Below are 20,329 nucleotides of genomic sequence, written 5' to 3'. Positions count from 1 at the left end.
CCTGTTTTCTTACACACGCCCCAGGGCAAAACCCTTGGCGATGTAGTTGCGGACAAAGTAGATAACCAAGGCACCCGGCACGATCGTGAGCACACCAGCCGCAGCCAGAACGCCCCAATCAATACCGGCGGCACCCACGGTTCGTGTCATGGTCGCGGCAATGGGTTTTGCATTAACGCTTGTAAGGGTGCGGCTCAGCAACAGTTCAACCCAGCTGAACATGAACAGGAAGAACGCCGTCACGCCGATACCAGAGGCCACAAGAGGCGTGAAAATCCGGATGAAAAAGCGCGAGAACGAATATCCGTCGATATAGGCGGTCTCGTCGATCTCTTTTGGAACGCCGCGCATAAAGCCCTCGAGAATCCACACAGCTAGCGGGACATTGAACAGGCAATGCGCCAAGGCCACGGCGATGTGGGTGTCGAACAAACCAACCGAGCTATAGAGCTGGAAGAAGGGCAGCGCGAACACCGCGGGTGGCGCCATCCGGTTGGTCAGCAGCCAGAAGAACAGATGCTTGTCACCAAGGAAAGAATAGCGGCTAAAGGCATAGGCCGCAGGCAGTGCCACCGCCAAAGAGATCACCATATTCATGACCACATAGGCCATGGAGTTGAGATACCCTGTATACCATGACGCATCGGTCAGAATTGTCTTGTAGTTGTCGAATGTCAGATCAGCCGGCCACAGGGTAAAGCTGTTCAAAATCTCGGTGTTCGTCTTCAGGCTCATGTTGAGCAGCCAGTAAATCGGCAACAGCAAGAACAAGAGATACAGTGCCATCACAATAGCATTGCCTTTGACCTTGGGCATTCCGAGAAATCCTTTGGTTTGAACGGTAGACATCAGCTGTCCTCCCGTTTGTCGAGGTTCGTCATCACGGTGTAGAACACGTATGAAATCAGCAGGATCACGAGGTAATACATGATCGAGAAGGCTGCGGCGGGACCAAGGTCAAACTGGCCAAGAGCCATTTTCACAAGGTCGATCGAAAGCAGCGTTGTCGAGTTGCCGGGACCACCACCTGTGACCACGAAGGGCTCGGTGTATATCATAAAGCTGTCCATAAAGCGCAACAGGATCGCGATCATCAACACGCCCATCATCTTGGGCAGTTCGATAAAGCGAAAGACCTTCCAACGGCTGGCCTGATCGATCTTGGCCGCCTGATAATACGCATCGGGGATAGATTGCAGCCCGGCATAGGCCAAAAGCGCCACAAGCGAGGTCCAGTGCCAGACGTCCATCACAATGATCGTCGCCCATGCCGCATAGAAGCCTTGGGTATAGTTGTAATCGATGCCAAGCGCGTCGAGCGTGTAGCCAAGAAGGCCGATATCGACACGTCCAAAAATCTGCCAGATCGTGCCCACAACGTTCCACGGGATGAGCAGCGGAAGCGACATCAAAACAAGGCACAAAGACGCCCAAAAGCCACGTTTGGGCATATTCAGAGCGACAAACACACCCAGCGGAATTTCAATCGCAAGAATAATGGAAGAGAACGCAATCTGGCGCCCAAGCGCATCCCACATGCGTTCTGATTCAAGCATGTCGCGGAACCAGTCCAGCCCCGCCCAGAAGAACTTGTTGTTTCCGAACGTATCCTGAAATGCATAGTTCACAACGGTCATCAAAGGAATGACCGCAGAGAACGCCACGAGGAGAAGCACTGGCAAGATAAGGAACCACGCCTTTTGGTTTACAGTCTTGTTCATGTCAGACCCCCTCTGGCGCAACGCGCCAGCTGTCGTTGTAGATATTGATGCCTGCAGGATCGAACACGATGCGGTTCATATCCGGGGAAATGGATGCCCCTTCTGCCGCGATCACGTTGATCTCGCTGCCGTGGAAATCGGCACGGACAATTTTATGCCGACCAACATCCTCAACCCGTTTGATCGTCACAGGCAGGCCGGTGTCACCCGTCGCCAGCGACGCAAATTCCGGGCGCACGCCCACTTCGACTTTGCCGCTTGGAGTGCCGTACCCTTTGCCCAGCGCAATTTCGTGCCCTGCGATCACTGCTGTTGATCCGCTGACATGCGCATCAAGAACATTCATCCCCGGAGAGCCGATGAAATACCCGACAAATGTGTGTTGTGGTGTTTCAAACAACTCTTGCGGGGTGCCCATCTGCACAACGCGACCGTCATACATCACCACCACCTTGTCGGCGAAAGTCAGCGCCTCGGTCTGGTCATGGGTCACGTAAATCATCGTGTGACCAAATTCGTGGTGAAGCGATTTGAGCTGTGTGCGCAATTCCCATTTCATATGGGGGTCGATCACCGTCAAAGGTTCATCAAAAAGCAGCGCATTTACGTCTTCGCGCACCATGCCACGGCCCAGCGAGATTTTCTGCTTCGCATCCGCCGTCAATCCGCGCGCTTTTTTGTCAAGCATTGCCTCCATGCCGATCATGGCTGCAATCTGTTGCACGCGATCTTTGATGTACTGCGCATCTGCGCCACGGTTGCGCATCGGAAAGGCCAGATTATCGCGCACCGTCATGGTGTCATAGACCACTGGGAACTGGAAAACCTGCGCGATATTGCGTTGTGTCGTCGGCGCATGGGTCACATCGCGGTCATTGAACAGGATGCGCCCCTGGCTCGGGTGCAGCAGGCCCGAGATGATATTGAGAAGCGTGGACTTGCCACATCCCGACGAACCGAGAAGCGCATAGGCTTCTCCGTCCACCCAGTCGTGGTTGAGTTCTTTCAACGCAAAATCATCTTCCTTCGTGGGGTTCGGAAGATACGAATGGGCGAGGTTATCGAGGGTTATTTTTGCCATGATACTGTCCCTCAGGCCGCTGTTGCATAGGCAGCAGAGGCCACGGAAGTGCCGTCTTCTGCAAAGATGTAAACGTGTTTGGGATCGAGATAGACGTTGAGCGCCGCACCGATATCCAACTGACGCACGCCGTGAACCAACCCGACCCATTTCTCGCCGTGGTGATCAAGGTGCACAAATGTCTCCGAGCCGGTTATCTCGGTTACATGCAGTTTGCCTGTGAACTCCAAAGCGTTTTCTGCGTGACGCTCCAACTCGAGATGGTTGGGGCGGAAGCCGGCGGTATAGGACCCATCAGACAAATCCGAGAACACGCCCGTCGCAGGTGCCGCTTGCCCGTCACCAAACAGCAAACGGCCATCCGTCTTGCGGATCTTGAGAAAGTTCATGGGTGGATCAGAGAACACGCGTGCCGTCGTGGCATCTGTGGGCAAACGATAGACAGAAGGGGTCACTCCGAACTGTGTGATCCGGCCTTCCCACAACGTTGCGGTATTGCCACCAAGCAAAAGAGCCTCTTCCGGTTCTGTTGTTGCGTAGACAAAGATTGAGCCCGCATCTTCGAAAATCCGCGGGATCTCGGCACGCAGTTCTTCGCGCAGCTTATAGTCCAGATTGGCAAGCGGCTCATCAAGAAGGACCAGCCCGGCATCCTTGACCAGAGCGCGCGCAAGCGCACAACGCTGCTGCTGGCCACCCGAAAGCTCCAGAGGTTTCCGGCCCAGCATCTCGGACAGCTTCATCAGATCAGCCGCCTTTTTTACGGCATCGTCGATCTCGCTTGCCGATTTTCCAAGCAGTCGCATAGGGCTGGCGATATTGTCGTATACCGTCATCGAGGGATAGTTGATGAACTGTTGATAAACCATGGCGACGCCACGATCCTGAACCCGCACACCGGTGACATCCTGACCATTCCACAAGATTTTCCCTGTGGTTGGCACATCAAGCCCCGCCATCAGGCGCATCATCGACGTTTTTCCTGCGGACGTCGGTCCAAGCAGGACATTCATCGTGCCCGCCTTAAGCTCCAGATCCGTGCTGTGAATGTGTGTCTGGCCGTTCACGACCTTGCTCACACCTTCCAAAATTAGTGACATCTCATCCTCTCTCTTCACAGCTCATGCGGCGCCCTGCTGCTCGGACATTTTCTGTGCGTTTTCATCCACTCACTCAGCGCATCCACCGATTGTGCGCTCAGGCGAAGGCCCAACTTAGAACGCCGCCACAGGACATCTTCTGCAGTACGGGCGAACTCTTTTGTCATGAGCCAAGACACTTCACGCTCATGCAAGTCCGCGCCAAAGTCACGACCCAAGTCTTCTTTGCTCGCAACGTCACCCAAAAGATCAAAGGTCTCGGTGCCATAGGCTTTCACCAGGCGGGTCGCCCATTTCGTGTTGATAAACTGGTATTTCTTCATCACGCGCGCGATCAGATCATCCACACCATCCACGGGGAAATCGCCCCCGGGAAAGGCCACGCCCGCCGTCCAAGGCGCGCCGGCGTCTGAAAAGAAGGGCGTGATTTTTTCAAGCGCGGATTCGGCGAGCTTGCGATATGTGGTGATCTTGCCCCCGAACACGTTGAGCAAAGGCGCACCTGCGCTTTCGTCAACTTTCAGAACATAGTCCCGCGTGGCTGCAACCGCCGATGTCGCGCCGTCGTCATAGAGCGGCCTTACACCCGAATAGGTCCAGACGATATCGTCGCGGCTGACTGCGGTCTTCAGGTATTTCGAAACGAAAGCCAACAAATAGTCGGTCTCTTCGGGCGTGCAGACGGGTTTCACATCTGCGTCCGCGTGTTCCATATCTGTGGTGCCAATAAGGGTGAAGTCGCCCTCGTAAGGGATCGTGAATACGATGCGCCCGTCTTCGCCCTGAAAGAAATAGCATTTGTCGTGGTCATACAGCTTGCGCGTTACAATGTGGCTTCCACGGACAAGGCGCACCCCCTCTGACGAGTTTATCCGCACCGTGTTGCGAATGATGTCTTCAACCCAAGGCCCACCGGCATTCACCAACATCCGGGCGCGCACTTCGCGCGTCTCGTCACTCGATTGATCCTGCAGCGCGACAACCCAGACGCCGTCTTTCTGCTCAACCGAGGTCACTTTCGTCTGCACGTTGATTTTTGCACCACGGGCCTGTGCATCGCGGGCGTTGAGCACAACCAAACGGCTGTCTTCGATCCAGCAATCCGAATACTCGTAGGCCCGTTCGAACCGGTCATCAAGCGGCACACCTTCGGGGTTGCGCTTGAGATCAATGGCCGTTGTGCCCTTGAGAATTTGGCGCCCACCAAGGTTGTCATACATAAACAGGCCAAGTCGGATCAGCCATGCGGGACGACGGCCCTTCATCCACGGCATCACAACGCCCAGCAACTTTGAGGTCGGCGTATCACTCTCAAAGCGCATGTCTTTGTGGTAGGGCAAAACAAACCGCATCGGCCAAGAGATATGGGGCATGGCGCGCAAAAGGGTTTCGCGTTCTTTCAATGCCTCATGCACCAGACGCACTTCCCAGTATTCCAAATAGCGCAGCCCGCCATGAAACAGTTTGGTAGAGGCGGAGGACGTTGCGGAGGCAAGGTCATTCATCTCGGCCAGTTCAACGCTAAGACCGCGTCCAACTGCATCACGCGCAATGCCGCATCCGTTGATGCCGCCACCGATGACAAACAAGTCAACGACGTCGTGAGTATCACGTTCTTTCACAGAAGCCTCCCAGCACTCTCAAGTACACGCAGATCCTCCGTCTGCGGTCGGCAAAAACTAACCATTTGGAACACAATTAATCAATAACGAATGTTCGTTTATTTTCTTTTAGCCATAAACGCCTGAAATTGATGGGTTAAATTTTTCTTTTTCGGCCCATTTTCGAACATCCCTCTTTGTAAAGTCCGTCTCGGCCTTGACTTCACATCGCGATTTCTGGCTTGCTAAAGACACTTTCGCAAATGACTCACCATCCCGATTTGCCACCTAAGAAAGATGAAAATGGTCTCGAACTTCAGACAAAAAGAGATACTCGAGTTGGCACGCCAAGAGGGCAAAGTGACGGTCGACGGGCTCGCTGATTTATACGATGTCACGGTTCAGACGATCAGACGCGACTTGTCCGAGCTTGCCGATAGCGGGCGCCTTGAACGCGTCCACGGCGGCGCGGTTGTGCCCTCGGGGGTGATCAATATCCAATACGAAGAACGCCGGCGTCTGAATGAAACCGGCAAAAAGGCGATTGCCGTCGCCTGTGCCCGCGAAATCCCCAACGGCGCATCCGTATTTATGAACATCGGAACAACCACAGAGGCCGTTGCTCACGAGCTGCTGGACCATGAAAACCTGCTGGTTGTCACAAACAACCTCAACATCGCCAATATCCTGTCGGCCAACCACAGTTGTGAAATCATTCTCGCCGGGGGCGTCCTGCGGCGCAGCGACGGGGGCATCGTGGGCGGTCTGACCATGGAAATGGTCAAACAATTCAAGTTCGACTACTCTGTTCTGGGTTGTTCAGCGATTGATACAGATGGCGACATTCTCGATTTTGACGGTCAGGAAGTCATGGTGAGCAGCACCGCCATCAAAAGATCGCGCAAGGTTCTGGTTGTTGCCGATCACCATAAGTTCACGCGTAAGGCGCCTCTGACCATCTGCTCGCTGGCGGACGTCACAATGCTCGTCACTGATTTTGACCTGCCGGGTGATCTCGCCGCGAAATGCGAAACATGGGGGGTTGCCCTCGCGCCGTGATCCTCAACCAGCGACGCGAAGACCTAGGCGTATTGGTCCACGAGGTAGCCCGACATTTTTTCGAGCCCCGCCTTGAGGATATCAGGATTGTTCGCATATCCGATGCGGACGTACCCCTCCATGTCGAACACATCCCCAGGTGTCAGCATCACACCGGTTTCTTCCAACAGGCCCACACAAAACGCGCGCGCCGTGACAGGCACATCCAGCTTTAGCATCGCGGTGGTCCCCGAACGCGGCTTTATCCATGACACCCGCGGCTCGGTTTCGATCCAGGCGTCAAGCAAGGCAAGGTTTCCACGCGTGATGCGCTGGCTGCGTGCCAGAAGCTTGTCCTTTGCTTCTAAAGCAATCGAGGCAAAATGGTCATTGATCATGCCAACGGAAATCGTGTCATAGTCGCGATGCACCAATACCTGCGCGGTGACCTCCGGTGGCGCCACGATCCATCCGAGACGTAACCCGGCCAGAGAATAGGCCTTGGACATCCCAGCGGTACTGATCCCTTTTTCATAAATATCCGCCATGGCTTCGGTCATGCCGCTGCCCGTTTGATTGGTGCCTCGGTATACCTCGTCACACAGGACATAGGCCCCGACCGAGCGCGCGGTCTCTGCGATTTCTTCGAGCATCGGGCGCTCAATCAAGGCGCCCGTGGGGTTGTTCGGGTTCGTCAACGTAATGAGCTTTGTTCCCGGAACGACAAGGCGGCGCAAGTCATCCATGTCCGGCAAAAAGGCGTTCGCCTCCTCCAGCACAAGTTTATGCACATCCGCGCCAATGCTGGACGGGATCGCATAATGCTGTTGATAGGTCGGCACGATCGACACCACACGATCACCGCGCCCCACAAGAGTTTTGTGGATCAGCATGTTTGCCGCAATGGTGCCATGCGTCACTGTGATATTTTCAACGGTTTGATCGCTATAGAGCGCAGCTATCGCACTTCGCAGACGGGTTGATCCTTCAATTGCCCCATAGGTCATTTTCATCGGCAACAGGTCAGACAGGTCGTCGGTGTTGCGCCCTGACAACCTTAACAATTCATCGATCGTAATGCTTTCAACGCAGGTCTCGGCAAGATTGAAAGCGCAGTGGTTTTCCCACTCGTTCATCCAAATTTCGACACCGAAGGGTTCGATTTCCATTAGAGACTCCTGAATTTTTCGAGCATGTTGGCAGATGCGACGCATAACAACAATGGTCGCGCCGCACAGAAAGCAGCCCTCGCCAAACTGGTGCCGCAAAGCGCCTCAAAGAGACCAATGATGAAAGGGCCACTTGGCAGACGATCTGACGCCTGTTGAGGTTGCCCCATCACAAAAGCGGGCGCGATACGCCCTGCTTTCATTTTTCCGGAGTGGTGTCGTGCCTTAGGCCTCGGGGGCCTCGATCATATCAACGCGCCTGGCATGACGGCCGCCTTCGAAATCGGCGGTCAGGAAGGCGTCAACGATATCAAGTGCCAGCCCCTCGCCCACAACCCGCACACCAATCGACAGCATGTTTGCATCATTGTGTTGCCGGATCATGCGCGCCGAAAACGTATCCGTACAAACACCACAACGAATACCCGCGACCTTGTTTGCCGCCATCATGATGCCTTGGCCGGTGCCACACAGAATAATGCCGAACCGACAATCACCCGAGGCCACCAATTCTGCTGCGGCTTTTCCGTGCTTTGGGTAATGTGTACTTTCTGTGGTTTTCGGGCCAATATCGACGGCCTCCCATCCAAGAGCCGTGATGTGGTCTACAATCACCTGCCGAAGATCAAGCGCAGCATGGTCGCTGGAAAGAGCAATACGTTTGTTGTCTGACATGAGGATATTGTCCTGTTTCCTGTCGCAAAAGAGCGTGGCTGTCGCCTAAACCGAGCGAGACAAGAGGTAAAGACATCTTCGTAAAGCGCCGTATTTTTTGGCGGGGGCACTTCGTTGCACGCGGTCTTGCGGCCGAAATCCGTCGAAATCGATTAAATTTTCATCACTCCGGCTTGGTTGGCAAAGACGACGTTCTTTTGTGCGCAAAGCTGACTACTCGGGCGGTTGCTGCGCCACAGCGACCTGTACATGATGCAGGCAAGGAGAACGCACATATGTCAATTACTGCCAGTATTTATCACCTAACCCACTATAAATACGACAGACCGGTCTTGCTGGGTCCGCAATCCATCAGGCTCAGGCCCGCACCGCATTCGCGCACCCATGTGATTTCCCACAGCCTGACGGTTTCGCCATCCGCACATTTTGTGAACCATCAGCAAGATCCCTATGGCAACTGGCTGGCGCGATATGTGTTTCCCGAACCGGTTCGCGAGTTCAAAATCGAAGTTGATCTGGTGGCCGACATGTCGGTCTATAATCCGTTTGATTTCTTTGTCGAAGACACGGTGAAATCCTATCCCTTTGACTATGACGACGACATCGCGCCCGATCTGAGCATCTATTTGCGTGCCGATCCGGTTGGCCCGCTGTTGAAGACCTTTCTGGCCAGTGTCCCGCGCGACCCGATGGTAACCATCGACTTTCTTGTGATGTTGAACAGCCGTCTGTCACGCGAGATCAATTATGAAATCCGCATGGAACCCGGTGTTCAGACCGCCGAAGAAACACTGGGCAGAGCTGCGGGATCCTGTCGGGATACAAGCTGGCTACTCGTGCAGGTGCTGCGCAATCTTGGCCTCGCAGCGCGGTTTGTATCGGGATATCTGATCCAGCTGAAACCGGATCTTGTCGCCATTGATGGCCCGGCAGGGACAGATACCGATTTCACCGACCTTCACGCGTGGGTCGAAGTGTACCTGCCCGGCGCAGGATGGGTTGGTCTGGACCCGACATCCGGACTTTTGGCTGGCGAAAGCCATATCCCACTGGCGGCCACACCGCATTACCGGCATGCCGCCCCGATTTCGGGTGTCGCAAGTGCTGCCGATGTTGAATTTTCCTTCGACATGCAAGTGTCCCGCACCGCCGAACACCCGCGCATCACCAAGCCGTTTTCGGACACCGCCTGGGACGCGCTGAACAAACTTGGCAAGGACGTGGACAAGCGCCTTGAAGCTGGCGACGTGCGTCTGACGATGGGGGGCGAACCAACCTTCGTGTCGATTGACGACTTTGAAAGCCCCGAATGGAATTCGGACGCGGTTGGCCCGACAAAACGCGGCCTTGCCGACAATTTGATGCGCCGGCTGCAGGACAAGTTTTCGACAGGCGGCTTGCTGCACTATGGTCAGGGGAAATGGTATCCGGGCGAGACTTTGCCGCGTTGGACGTTTTCCCTCTATTGGCGCAAAGACGGTCATCCGATCTGGAAAGACCCCACGCTTTTGGCGCGCGAAGACACAAACGAAGACGTCGGGCCCGAAGATGCCCAAGCCCTGCTCAAGGCAATCGCGGCGTCGCTGGCTGTGCCGCACGAAAATGTTGTGCCCGCCTTTGAAGACCCTGCGGAATGGATCATCAAGGAAGGAAACCTGCCCGCCAACGTCACCCCCGAGAATTCGAAACTGGCAGATCCCGAAGAACGCGCACGGATCGCCAAAGTCTTTGAACGTGGGTTGAACACCCCCGCCGGATATGTGCTGCCCGTTCAAAGATGGCAGTCCCGCGCATCCAGCAAATGGCTGTCCGAAGTGTGGGCGTTGCGGCGCGGGAAAATCTATCTTGTTTCTGGTGACAGCCCCGTTGGGTATCGCCTGCCTCTTGGAACCTTGCCCCACATCTCGGAAAGCAACTATCCCTTTATCGTGCCTCAGGATCCAATCGAAGAGCGCGCTCCCCTGCCCGTCCCGCATGATCTGGACCTCGGGCCAGAGCCGGAAAGCGACGACTTACGCTCGCAGAAGGTGGCGCATCGGTCCGAAACACCAACGGGTCAGGTTCAGGTTGAGCAGACCATGAATGACCTCGAAGGTCGTGTGCGAACGGCCATCTCTGTCGAACCGCGCAATGGCCGCCTGTGTGTTTTCCTTCCTCCCGTACAAACGCTGGAGGACTATCTGGACCTGATTTCAGCGGTCGAGGCTGCGGCCAAAAAGGTCGGGCGCTCAGTTCTGATCGAAGGCTACGCCCCACCGCATGATCCGCGGGTGGAAGTGATGCGCATCGCTCCGGACCCCGGCGTGATCGAAGTCAACATCCACCCCGCCTCGAACTGGGAGGAATGTGTAAAGACCACGGAAACCGTCTATGAAGAGGCCCGCCAATGCCGATTGGGCACGGACAAATTCATGGTCGACGGTCGACACACCGGAACCGGCGGCGGCAACCATGTGGTTGTTGGTGGGGCCACGCCCGCCGACAGCCCATTCCTGCGCCGTCCCGACCTTCTCAAAAGCCTGATCCTGTTCTGGCAACGCCACCCGAGCCTGTCCTACCTGTTCTCGGGCACCTTTGTCGGACCCACCTCACAGGCCCCGCGCATAGACGAGGGCCGCCATGACGTTCTTTACGAACTCGAGATCGCCCTTGATCAGATCTGGCCGCCGACGGATGGCACGCCTCCACCGCCATGGTTGACCGACCGCTTGCTGCGAAACGCACTGATCGATGTCACCGGCAACACCCACCGGACCGAGATTTGCATCGACAAACTGTTCTCTCCGGATGGACCGACCGGACGCCTTGGGCTGGTAGAATTCCGTGGCTTTGAGATGCCGCCGAACCCGCGTATGAGCCTTGCCCAACAGGTGTTGCTGCGTGCGATCATTGCGCGCTGCTGGGAAGATCCGATCAGCGGAAACCTCACCCGCTGGGGAACGACCTTGCATGACCGCTTTATGCTGCCAGCCTTCTTGTGGGAGGATTTCAAAGTCGTGCTGGGCGACCTGCGTGCGCACGACATGAATTTGGACCCCGCATGGTTCGAGGCACAGGCCGAGTTCCGTTTTCCCTTCTGTGGTGAAGTCACCTATCAAGGTGTCACGCTCGAATTGCGACAGGCGCTTGAGCCTTGGCATGTTCTGGGTGAAACCGGCGCAATTGGCGGCACCGTCCGGTACACAGATAGTTCGTCAGAACGGCTGCAGGTGACGTTGAAAGGCGGAAATCCGGACCGCTATATCGTGACCGCAAACCGGCGCATGGTTCCCCTGACTGCCACAACAGTCAACGGCACGCGGGTTGGCGGCGTGCGGTACAAGGCTTGGAAACCGGCGATGTCCCTGCATCCAGTGCTTGAAGTCGACGCGCCATTGACGTTTGATATCTATGATACGTGGTCAGGGACGTCACTTGGCGGATGCCGGTATCATGTGGCCCATCCCGGTGGGCGCAACTTTGATACCTTCCCTGTCAATGGCAACGAAGCAGAGGCACGTCGATTGAGCAGGTTTGATAAGATGGGACACAGCACAGGCGGATTTGTTCCGACACCGGAACGTCCGCATCCTGAATTCCCGTTGACCCTGGATCTGCGCCGCAGGCCCGGTCTTTAACCTCATGCCCGAACGATCCCCCCAGACGCCTGATCTTATCGATCATGACCTGCTTGCGGCCTATGCGTCGCAAGTGGCTGGTGGGGTTGCGCATAGTGATGAAATGCTTGCCGCAGACGGGAGCCTTAATCCCGTCTGGGCGCCGTTTTTTGCCCACCTTGGCAATCTGACCCCTGACGAATTGTCGTCGCGCTTTGCGCGTGGGGATCAATATCTTCGCGACGCTGGCGTTCTCTATCGTCAGTACCACGAGACCCTCTCGAGCGAACGGGAATGGCCCCTGAGCCATATTCCCGTCATTCTGGGCGAGGATGAATGGAATGAGATCTCGTCGGGTTTGGTCGAACGGGCCGAGCTTCTGGAATATGTGCTGCAGGATTTTTATGGCAGCAACGAACTGGTGCGCTCTGGTCAGTTGCCAGCAACACTTCTGTCGCAAAACCCGGCGTGGCTGCGCCCGATGGTTGGCGCATGCGACGGTGAAACCAATCAGCTCAATTCGCTGTCTTTCGAAATTGGGCGTGGCCCTGATGGCAAATGGTGGGTGATCAGCGACCTGATCGAGGCCCCCTCTACGGCGGGTTTCGCCGTCGAAAACCGAATTGCGATGGGGCGTGTCTTTCCGAACTTCTTCGGGAATTCAAACATCCACCGACTTGCCGGTTTCTTTAAAAGCTTCCAGCAAAACCTGAATGATCTGAAGGGACGCACAAAGGGCGAAATTGCTCTTCTGTCTCCGGGGCCAATGAACCAAAACTATGCCGAACATGCCTATATGGCGCGGTATCTCGGGCTTTTGTTGGTCGAAGGCGAGGACCTTATTGTTCAGGACGGCAAGGCGATGGTGCGCACGGTGGCCGGACCGAAACCCATTGGCCTGCTTTGGAACCGTTTGCCCAGTTCGATGTTTGACCCTCTGGAACTTGACCCGAAATCCATGTTGGGCACGCCGGGATTGGTACAGGCCGTTCGGGACGGGACTTTGAAAACCGTCAATATGGTGGGTGCCGGTGTTCTTGAAACACGCGCGCTGATGGCGTTTTTGCCTAAAATTGCCCGCGCACGGTTGGGCCGTGGCCTAGCCATGTCAAACATCGCGACATGGTGGTGCGGGCACGCCGCGCAGCGTCAACATGTTCTTGCAAACAGCCACCGCATGATGGTTGGTGATGCCTTTTCCACCACGCCTTTGATGGCCGATCCCGCAACGGTTTCGCTTGGCACCGCCGCTGATGGCGCCAGCGCCGATCTCCTTGCTGAAATGCTCAATACCTCTGGGCGCAACCTTGTCGGACAAGAAGCCGTGACGCTGTCGACCACGCCCACATGGGAAGACGGCACACTTGTTCCGCGCCCGACGTGTATTCGCATCTCTCTTGGCCGCACGGAAAATGGCTGGGCCGTGATGCCGGGAGGGTACGCACGGGTCAGTGCAGGCGACGACGCAAAAGCGCTTGCCATGCAGCGCGGTGGCAAAGTGGCCGATGTCTGGGTGACCAGTACACAATCGGTGCAAACGCCAAGCCTTTTGTCCCGAGAAACAAGCGCGCCCAAGCACGGCACGACGCATGCCATTCTTCCCAGCCGTGCCGCCGACAATCTGTTCTGGGTGGGGCGCTATGTCGAGCGTTCCGAACAGAATATGCGATTGTTCAGGGCCTATTATGCGCGCATCTCTGATGGTGCGCACCACAGCGACCGCATGCCGGCCTATATGCGTGGCCACCTTATGGGACACATTGCCCCCGAAACACGCGAGATGGCGACATTGTTTTCCGCACCTCTTCGGCTTGGGCTGCAATCTGCCTCGCGGATCAGCGACAGGTTTTCGCCGGATGGCATGATGGCTTTGCGCGCCTTGATGCAGCAGACCGACAGCTTGGATCATCGTCCTCTGGCGCTTGGCGATATTCCCGCAGAGGTCAGCACTCTTTTGCGCCAGATCACAGGCTTTTCAGGCCTTGTTCACGAAAACATGTACCGCTCTGACGGGTGGCGCTTTCTAAGCCTTGGCATCTCATTGGAGCGCGCGGCCAATATGTGTGCGCTGCTGGCGGCTAGCACGTCAAAAGACGCGCCTTCCGGTGCACTGGACCTTGCCTTGGAAATCGGCGACAGCGTGGTCTCACATCACGCGCTGTTTCAAGTCTGGGCCAATACATCATCGGTTATAGATTTGCTTGGGCTTGATCTTCAAAATCCGCGATCTGTTCGATACCATGTGTCGCGTGCAAAAGAGCATATCGCCCATTTACCAAGCCAGGGTTCAGGTCACGCATTGACCGAGGTTGCCCGATTGATCCTGATCGCAGAAACGCGTCTCGCAACCAGCCATCCCGATGAGATCACACCGGAATTTTTGACACAGATGAAAAAGGATATTTGGGATATTTCGAACGCCCTGAACGATCTCTACCTTGTATAAATCATGATTTACAGCATTCGCCTGACCATCTCCCACCGCTATGATCAACCGGCTGCAAACAGTCGGCATCTGATCCGCGTGATCCCCAAGACGATCGTCGGTCGCCAGCTTTTGAAAACCCATCACCTCGAGATATCGCCCGGCCCGGATGAAACGTCGGACGTAACGGATTTCTTTGGCAATCGGGAAACCATGTGCGCCCTCAGAGCCGCGCACAGAAACATGTCCATCCAACTTGCCTGTCACGTGGAAATGCAAGACACGCCGCAATGGTGTGACCTGTCACCAACGGCACAAGACCTGCGGCAAAGCTGGGAAACCTGGACCGATTTGGGCGCAGAGTCCCCTTTGCATTTCTTGGGGCCGACGCCGCGCCTGTCGATGGACGCGGCAATTTCGGACTTTGCCAAGGATGTCTGCGACCCGAAAAACAGCGTTGCCGAAAACGTCCTGCAACTTGGGCAGGCATTGCATGACATCATGACCTTTGATTCCAGCGCCACAACGGTCGACACAGATGCATCCGAGGCCTTTCAACTCAGACGCGGTGTCTGTCAGGATATGAGCCACATCATGATCCTTGGCCTTCAGGCCCTCGGAATTCCGGCCGCATACGTCAGCGGTTATCTGCGGACACTTCCCCCAGAGGGCGGGGTCAAACTTGAAGGTGTGGATGCGATGCACGCTTGGGTCAGAGCATGGTGCGGGGGCAACCAGGGATGGATCGAATACGACCCCACCAACGCAACCCTTGTCGGCACCGATCATATCGTGGTGGGTTTCGGGCGCGACTACTCTGACGTGTCCCCCGTCAGCGGCCATTTGCGCTCCTCCGGCGGGCAGATCAGCGCGCAATCGGTCGATGTGGCCGCGCTGGACGAGGGCAAACAGGCAGGCACCGTGAGGGGCTAGCTCCGCTGGTAGCTTGGCAAATGCATCAATGCCGTGCGCAGGGCCTCACCCCAACCTTGGGAAATGGTCTGGAAATACTCGTTGTCAGCTTCAATGCGGGCCTGCTCGGCAACCGTGAAACTGTCGTTTTCATATACTTGCAAATCCAACGGCAATCCGACCGAAAGGTTAGCCTTGATCGTTGAATCAAATGACACCATCAACAGTTTGATTGTGTCGGCAAAGCTCAAATCCGGCTCGTAGCCGCGCACCAAAATCGGCTTTCCGTATTTCGCTTCGCCAATCTGGAAAAACGGCGCATCATCAGTCACTTCGATGAAGTTACCTTCCGGATAGATCAGGAACAGCGTTGGCAAGCCACCTTTGATTTGGCCCCCAACAATAACCGAAGCTTTGAAACCCGCAGAGGCGGCCTGGCCTTCGCCAGCACTGTCGGCGATGACTTCTTTCAGGGTTGAGCCGACCAGACGGGCGACCTGAAACATTGTGGGCTGCTCAAGGATCGTCGGGCTGCGTTCTGACGGGCGTTTGGAACGCTCTTCAAGAAGGCTGATCAAAGCCTGCGTTGTGGCAAGGTTCCCCGCTGTCATCACGGTTATCACGCGATCACCGGGCACTTCCCATGTAAACATCTTTTTGGTCGTGGAAAAGTTGTCCACGCCTGCATTGGTGCGCGTATCGGACATGAAGACCAGACCATGATTCAATTTTAGGCCAACACAGTAAGTCATATTTCTTATCCAGTACCAGAACGCCGCGCGGAGAATGCACGCGAGGTTTCTAGAGATGAACACTGTATGTTTCAATCAGGTTTTATGCGTGATCTGACGTTCTTAGGGCAGAAATCAATCATGTGCCCACCAAACAGACATCTAGGTGTTCAGGCGGGTGACCTCGACCGATTGTTCCCGCAACTCCATCCATCCATAGGATGTCATAAACGACGCATCCGCAGCGTCCCGTCCAACGCAAATGCGGGCAATCTCCGAGGTCTGGGCCATGCCTGTCGGATCCAGAATATGCCATGCGCCTTCCAGATAAACCTCGACCACAGCATGAAAATCCTGAGGTCGCACATCAGGCGCATAGGCGCTCACGAAACGCGCCGGAATACCGCCCGCACGGGCCAATGAAATCAGCACATGGGCAAAGTCGCGACAGACCCCCGCAAGGCTGGCAAAACTATCCGTTGCGGTTGTCCCAACAAAGCTGGCTGCGTTATCATATGTGAGGTTGGTGTTAACCCAGTTGTTCAAGGCACTGATCAAAGCCCCCCCTGTCAGCCCCCCGAATTGCCCCGCAACAAAGTCGAGGAATAGATCCGAGTGGCAATACCTCGATGGCATCAAAAACGGGATCACATCACTTGGGGTCTGAAGGCGCGGCGTCTCGTTTAAAGCTTCGATATCCAAAGTTGGCCGTGTCACGTCTACCTGCGTCTCGTACCGGCAGGCAAACATGGGACCGGTTTTGATCCATCGGCGCGTACCGATCCCGTCTTCGCCCGTAATCTCATGCTGGACAGCATCGTCACTCAGCACCAATTGCGCACCACGGGTTGTCTGTTCGGCGTCTGACAGTGTTTCGATTTGCAAAAGCAAATCACACGGTTGCGACGCCGCATAAAGAAGGTGGGTCTTTATTGAGAGGTGCACAGCCAATTCCCGCTCGCCACATGCCTAGACTTAACGCCTAGCGCGGTCCGGTCAGTGCTGTCGACAAGAATGCGAAACCAGCACGGTAAAGTCGGAGGGTATTGAACATTCAGGATGAAAAATGGTCAGTCTCGAGTTGTCGACATCAAAAAAGCGGAAACCGGTTTTGCCCCGGTTTCCGCATTGTCATTTGCGATGGCTTACACTTGTCCCGGCAACCAAAGCACAATAGCAGGGAAGGCCACCAGCAACGCAATGGTCACAGCGTCAGCAATGAAGAAAGGCGTGACGCCCTTGAACACGTCCTGCACGGTCAGATCATCACGCACACCTGCCACAACAAAACAGTTCAACCCGATAGGTGGCGTGATCAGGCAGAACTCGGCCATTTTAACGACGAGGATACCAAACCAGATGGCACACATCGGACCAGACATGCCGAACGTGCTTTCTGCGGCAGAGACGGCTTCGCCTCCGTTCAAGGCCATGACAGCAGGATACACAACCGGAAGCGTCAACAGCAGCATCCCGATGGCATCCATAAACATGCCCAACACCGCATAAGCCAGAAGGATACAAATCAGGATCAGCATCGGAGACATCGACAAAGACGTGATCCAGTCAGAGAACGCACTTGGCAGTTCAGCAAATCCGAGGAAGCGGACATAAATCAGCACGCCCCAGATGATGGTAAAGATCATCACGCTCAGCTTGGCAGTTTCCAGCAATGCATCTTTGAGTTCAGACCAGCGCATGCCTTGATAGAGGGCCATCACAAAGACCACAAAGGCCCCGATTGCCCCGCCCTCGGTTGGCGTGCCCCAAGCGTCGCCGCCAAAGGGGTTGTAGACAAAGAAGATGATCGTCACGACCACAAAGACAATAGGCAAAGCCGGAGGCAAAGCGGCGAAACGCTCTTTCCATGTAAAGCCCGAGACCGGAGGGCCGAAGTTCTTGATCGTTTTGGCCAGACCAATGATCAAAAGCCCATAGATCACGGCGGAAAATGCGCCGGGAATAAAGCCCGCCAGAAGCAGCTTGCCCACGTCCTGTTCCACGATGATCGCATAAATCACCAAAATGGCCGAGGGCGGGATCAACGAGGCCAATGTTCCGCCCGCTGCAACAACGCCTGCGGCGAATTGCTTGTTATAGCCGATCTTCAGCATTTCAGGGATGGCAATACGCGCAAACACCGCGGACGTTGCCACCGACGCACCGGACACGGCGGCAAATCCTGCCGTGGCGAATACGGTCGATACCGCCAAACCGCCCGGCACCCATGCAAGCCAACGTTTGGCCGCTTCGAACAGCGCCTTGGTCAGCCCTGCGTAATAGGCCAGATATCCGATCAAGATGAAGGTCGGGATAAGCGACAATGCCTGGCTCGAGATTTTTGAGTGCGGGACCTGCCCCGCTGTTTTGACGGCAATGGTCAGGGCCTTGCCGAAACGCGCCGGATCGTATCCGAACTTTGCCCAGAAAATCCAGATCAGGCCAACCATGCCCGCCGCCGCAGCCGCAAAAGCGACCCGCATGCCCAGAACCACCAGCACCAGCATACCGCCCGATACTATCAGTCCAATTTCTATCGGTTCCATATCAGTTCACCTTACTTGTCGTGGGCCGAGACATGCTCGGCTTCCATCGCGGCTTGAGTGGCGGCATCCGCAACCAGAGGCACGGCGATCAGCGTGTCGTCGCCAGTGATCAACGCGCTACCATAGGCCCAGACCTGAAGCACCAGACGCAGACACAAAACGCTGAACGCAACAGGCACCAAGAGTTTTGCAGGCCAAAGAGGGAGAGAGATGTCCATCGAGCTGTCAGAGCTCCACATCGGGGCGCTGAAATCAAAGCTGCGATCAAAGTGCGCCCAACTGCCCCAAACCAGCAGCAGCATCACGCAGAGGATGACCAGCGTGGTGATCAGTTCCGCCAGATACAGGGGCCGTCCGCGCAGCGCGCCAACCAGCATGTCCATACGGATGTGCCCGCCGTCCCGCTGTGTGAACGCAATCCCCATAAAGGCAATGAGCGGCATCGCCTGCTCGATCCAATCGACATATCCAGGCAAAGGCTGGCCGGCCAGATTACGACCGCCAACAGAAAAAACAGCAAGCAACATAAGGGAAAAAACAGCAAGCCCGCTCAAAAGGGCCAGATACCCTTCCAGCTTATAGAGGCGCTGGTCGATCTTGCTGAGACGGCTATCATCGGTCAGCACAAGGGAAGATCCCGCCATGACAACTCTCCGTTCAATTTTTATTAGGTGGGTGGGCCCTGCCCCTTCGCATTGGAAGGGCGCAGGGCAGAAAGCTTAGCTTCCGTTGGCAACCATGCCAGTCACAAGGTCATAGAGTTCCTGCGCCGGAAGACGGCGCGCGGTGTTTTCTTCGATCCATGCAGCCGCCGCTGGTGCAGCAGCCGCTTCTTTAAAGGCTGCGATCTCTTCATCAGAGAATGTCACACGTTCGATGCCACGCTCGTCCAGTGCAGGACCCCAAGCTTCCATGGTTTTGGATTCATATTGGGTGACATAGTATTCCAGAGCTTCGTCAACCGAACCCAGCAGGGCTTCGCGGTGAGCGTCGGACAGATCTTCCAGAGCAGGTGTGTTCACCACAACGGGGCAATTAACAGTGCCCGGGTTCAGGTTCGTGGTCCACCACTTGCCGTTTTCGATGGTGCCAAAGGACATGTGCGCATGAGGCGCAAAGCTCACCGCTTTGACAATGCCGCTGTCCATCGCCTGACGGACTTCTGACGCAGACATCGAAGTTGGCACAGCGCCAACAGTTGCCATAGCTTTGCCGATACCGCCGGTGGCGCGCACGCTCAGACCTTCAAAGTCTGCAAGGCTTTTGGGGGCTTCGCCCACACCAACGAGGTTATATTGTGGCAACGGCGACGGCATCAAAAGTGTCGCATCCCAGCGGGCGAGATCCTTTTTGACAGCGGGGTGTTGATAAACCGCCATCGACAGGGCGATTTCCTGCTCGAGCGTTTCGACACCCAGGAAAGGCAATTCCAGTACAGTGATCGAAGGGTTCTTGTCGCGGTGATAACCGGCACAGAACTGGGCCATTTCAAAAGCACCAATCGAGATACCATCAAGGTTCTCTTTGTTCTTTGAAAGCCCACCATAGCTGATTTTCAGGGTGAATTCACCGTTGGTTTTTTCCGAAACCAACTCGGCCAGTTTTTCAACGTGCTCGGTAAAGGCGCGGCGTTTCCCCCAGAGGGACACATTCCATTCGGTGGCCATAGCTTCGGATACAAAGGCGAATGACAGGGCGGCGACGGCCACCCGGTTCAGATACTTGCGCATTTTG

16 protein-coding genes are annotated in these 20,329 nt (G+C 55.7%); 4 read left to right on the top strand and 12 right to left on the bottom strand.

Annotated features, from left to right (window positions below):
* Positions 1-9: 9 nt before the first annotated feature.
* The 5 genes from PH7735_RS04705 to glpD are packed head-to-tail and all read right to left on the bottom strand — an operon-like array spanning position 10 to position 5,524.
* On the bottom strand, positions 10-849 hold the full coding sequence (locus PH7735_RS04705) for a carbohydrate ABC transporter permease (RefSeq protein WP_058310135.1): 840 nt from the start codon (positions 847-849) through the stop codon (positions 10-12).
* Positions 849-1,721, bottom strand: a complete 873-nt coding sequence (locus tag PH7735_RS04700; RefSeq protein WP_058310134.1) for a carbohydrate ABC transporter permease — start codon at positions 1,719-1,721, stop codon at positions 849-851. Before PH7735_RS04700 ends, PH7735_RS04705 begins: the two co-directional genes overlap by 1 nt.
* 1 nt (position 1,722) lies before the next feature.
* Positions 1,723-2,802, bottom strand: coding sequence for an ABC transporter ATP-binding protein (locus tag PH7735_RS04695; RefSeq protein ID WP_058310133.1), 1,080 nt, complete (start codon positions 2,800-2,802; stop codon positions 1,723-1,725).
* Positions 2,803-2,813: 11 nt separating this feature from the next.
* Complete coding sequence (locus PH7735_RS04690; RefSeq protein ID WP_058310132.1) at positions 2,814-3,902, bottom strand: ABC transporter ATP-binding protein; 1,089 nt, start codon at positions 3,900-3,902, stop codon at positions 2,814-2,816.
* A 14-nt stretch (positions 3,903-3,916) separates the two neighbouring features.
* Positions 3,917-5,524 (bottom strand): glycerol-3-phosphate dehydrogenase, encoded by a 1,608-nt coding sequence (gene glpD / locus PH7735_RS04685; protein ID WP_058310131.1) that lies wholly within the window; start codon positions 5,522-5,524, stop codon positions 3,917-3,919.
* A gap of 282 nt (positions 5,525-5,806) precedes the next feature.
* Here glpD and PH7735_RS04680 point away from each other — a divergent pair, with 282 nt between their 5' ends.
* Positions 5,807-6,562 (top strand): DeoR/GlpR family DNA-binding transcription regulator, encoded by a 756-nt coding sequence (locus PH7735_RS04680; protein WP_058311146.1) that lies wholly within the window; start codon positions 5,807-5,809, stop codon positions 6,560-6,562.
* Between the two features lie 23 nt (positions 6,563-6,585).
* Here PH7735_RS04680 and PH7735_RS04675 read toward each other — a convergent pair whose 3' ends face one another.
* Both PH7735_RS04675 and rpiB read right to left on the bottom strand, forming a co-directional pair.
* Complete coding sequence (locus PH7735_RS04675; protein WP_058310130.1) at positions 6,586-7,710, bottom strand: aminotransferase; 1,125 nt, start codon at positions 7,708-7,710, stop codon at positions 6,586-6,588.
* A gap of 225 nt (positions 7,711-7,935) precedes the next feature.
* Positions 7,936-8,385: a ribose 5-phosphate isomerase B gene (gene rpiB / locus PH7735_RS04665; protein ID WP_058310128.1), complete on the bottom strand. Its 450-nt coding sequence runs from the start codon at positions 8,383-8,385 to the stop codon at positions 7,936-7,938.
* 275 nt (positions 8,386-8,660) lie between these two features.
* On the opposite strand from rpiB, the gene PH7735_RS04660 reads away from it, so the two are divergent.
* Genes PH7735_RS04660 through PH7735_RS04650 form a run of 3 tightly spaced genes read left to right on the top strand, consistent with a single transcriptional unit; the run spans position 8,661 to position 15,339 of the window.
* On the top strand, positions 8,661-12,002 hold the full coding sequence (locus PH7735_RS04660; protein WP_058310127.1) for a transglutaminase family protein: 3,342 nt from the start codon (positions 8,661-8,663) through the stop codon (positions 12,000-12,002).
* 4 nt (positions 12,003-12,006) lie between these two features.
* The gene (locus PH7735_RS04655) at positions 12,007-14,427 is read left to right on the top strand and encodes a circularly permuted type 2 ATP-grasp protein (protein ID WP_058310126.1); all 2,421 of its coding nucleotides are present in this window, start codon (positions 12,007-12,009) and stop codon (positions 14,425-14,427) included.
* 3 nt (positions 14,428-14,430) lie between these two features.
* Positions 14,431-15,339 carry a transglutaminase family protein gene (locus PH7735_RS04650; RefSeq protein ID WP_058310125.1) on the top strand — a complete coding sequence of 303 codons (909 nt, stop codon included), beginning with the start codon at positions 14,431-14,433 and terminating at the stop codon, positions 15,337-15,339.
* Here PH7735_RS04650 and PH7735_RS04645 read toward each other — a convergent pair.
* The 5 genes from PH7735_RS04645 to dctP form a co-directional block, all read right to left on the bottom strand.
* Positions 15,336-16,070 carry a proteasome-type protease gene (locus PH7735_RS04645; protein ID WP_058310124.1) on the bottom strand — a complete coding sequence of 245 codons (735 nt, stop codon included), beginning with the start codon at positions 16,068-16,070 and terminating at the stop codon, positions 15,336-15,338. The genes PH7735_RS04650 and PH7735_RS04645 overlap by 4 nt on opposite strands.
* A gap of 141 nt (positions 16,071-16,211) precedes the next feature.
* Complete coding sequence (locus tag PH7735_RS04640; RefSeq protein ID WP_058311145.1) at positions 16,212-16,994, bottom strand: transglutaminase-like domain-containing protein; 783 nt, start codon at positions 16,992-16,994, stop codon at positions 16,212-16,214.
* A gap of 200 nt (positions 16,995-17,194) precedes the next feature.
* Entirely contained in the window at positions 17,195-18,595 is a 1,401-nt protein-coding gene (locus PH7735_RS04635; protein WP_058310123.1) for a TRAP transporter large permease, read from the bottom strand.
* A gap of 11 nt (positions 18,596-18,606) precedes the next feature.
* Entirely contained in the window at positions 18,607-19,239 is a 633-nt protein-coding gene (locus tag PH7735_RS04630; RefSeq protein WP_058310122.1) for a TRAP transporter small permease subunit, read from the bottom strand.
* 75 nt (positions 19,240-19,314) lie between these two features.
* The gene (gene dctP / locus PH7735_RS04625) at positions 19,315-20,325 is read right to left on the bottom strand and encodes a TRAP transporter substrate-binding protein DctP (RefSeq protein ID WP_058310121.1); all 1,011 of its coding nucleotides are present in this window, start codon (positions 20,323-20,325) and stop codon (positions 19,315-19,317) included.
* Positions 20,326-20,329 lie beyond the last annotated feature (4 nt).

This window comes from Shimia thalassica, assembly GCF_001458215.1.
Classification (GTDB): Bacteria; Pseudomonadota; Alphaproteobacteria; order Rhodobacterales; family Rhodobacteraceae; genus Shimia; species Shimia thalassica.
The sequence above is the reverse complement of the archived record's forward strand: the minus strand, read 5'-3'. Positions and strand labels throughout refer to the sequence as shown.

What these genes read in the sequence shown, in the direction of transcription:
- dctP (WP_058310121.1), bottom strand. Translation starts at nt 20,325, where the DNA reads ATGCGCAAGTATCTGAACCGGGTGGCCGTCGCCGCCCTGTCATTCGCC.
- PH7735_RS04695 (WP_058310133.1), bottom strand. Translation starts at nt 2,802, where the DNA reads ATGGCAAAAATAACCCTCGATAACCTCGCCCATTCGTATCTTCCGAAC.
- PH7735_RS04645 (WP_058310124.1), bottom strand. Translation starts at nt 16,070, where the DNA reads ATGACTTACTGTGTTGGCCTAAAATTGAATCATGGTCTGGTCTTCATG.
- PH7735_RS04660 (WP_058310127.1), top strand. Translation starts at nt 8,661, where the DNA reads ATGTCAATTACTGCCAGTATTTATCACCTAACCCACTATAAATACGAC.
- PH7735_RS04655 (WP_058310126.1), top strand. Translation starts at nt 12,007, where the DNA reads ATGCCCGAACGATCCCCCCAGACGCCTGATCTTATCGATCATGACCTG.
- PH7735_RS04630 (WP_058310122.1), bottom strand. Translation starts at nt 19,239, where the DNA reads ATGGCGGGATCTTCCCTTGTGCTGACCGATGATAGCCGTCTCAGCAAG.
- PH7735_RS04650 (WP_058310125.1), top strand. Translation starts at nt 14,431, where the DNA reads ATGATTTACAGCATTCGCCTGACCATCTCCCACCGCTATGATCAACCG.
- PH7735_RS04705 (WP_058310135.1), bottom strand. Translation starts at nt 849, where the DNA reads ATGTCTACCGTTCAAACCAAAGGATTTCTCGGAATGCCCAAGGTCAAA.
- PH7735_RS04700 (WP_058310134.1), bottom strand. Translation starts at nt 1,721, where the DNA reads ATGAACAAGACTGTAAACCAAAAGGCGTGGTTCCTTATCTTGCCAGTG.
- PH7735_RS04675 (WP_058310130.1), bottom strand. Translation starts at nt 7,710, where the DNA reads ATGGAAATCGAACCCTTCGGTGTCGAAATTTGGATGAACGAGTGGGAA.
- PH7735_RS04690 (WP_058310132.1), bottom strand. Translation starts at nt 3,902, where the DNA reads ATGTCACTAATTTTGGAAGGTGTGAGCAAGGTCGTGAACGGCCAGACA.
- PH7735_RS04680 (WP_058311146.1), top strand. Translation starts at nt 5,807, where the DNA reads ATGGTCTCGAACTTCAGACAAAAAGAGATACTCGAGTTGGCACGCCAA.
- rpiB (WP_058310128.1), bottom strand. Translation starts at nt 8,385, where the DNA reads ATGTCAGACAACAAACGTATTGCTCTTTCCAGCGACCATGCTGCGCTT.
- PH7735_RS04635 (WP_058310123.1), bottom strand. Translation starts at nt 18,595, where the DNA reads ATGGAACCGATAGAAATTGGACTGATAGTATCGGGCGGTATGCTGGTG.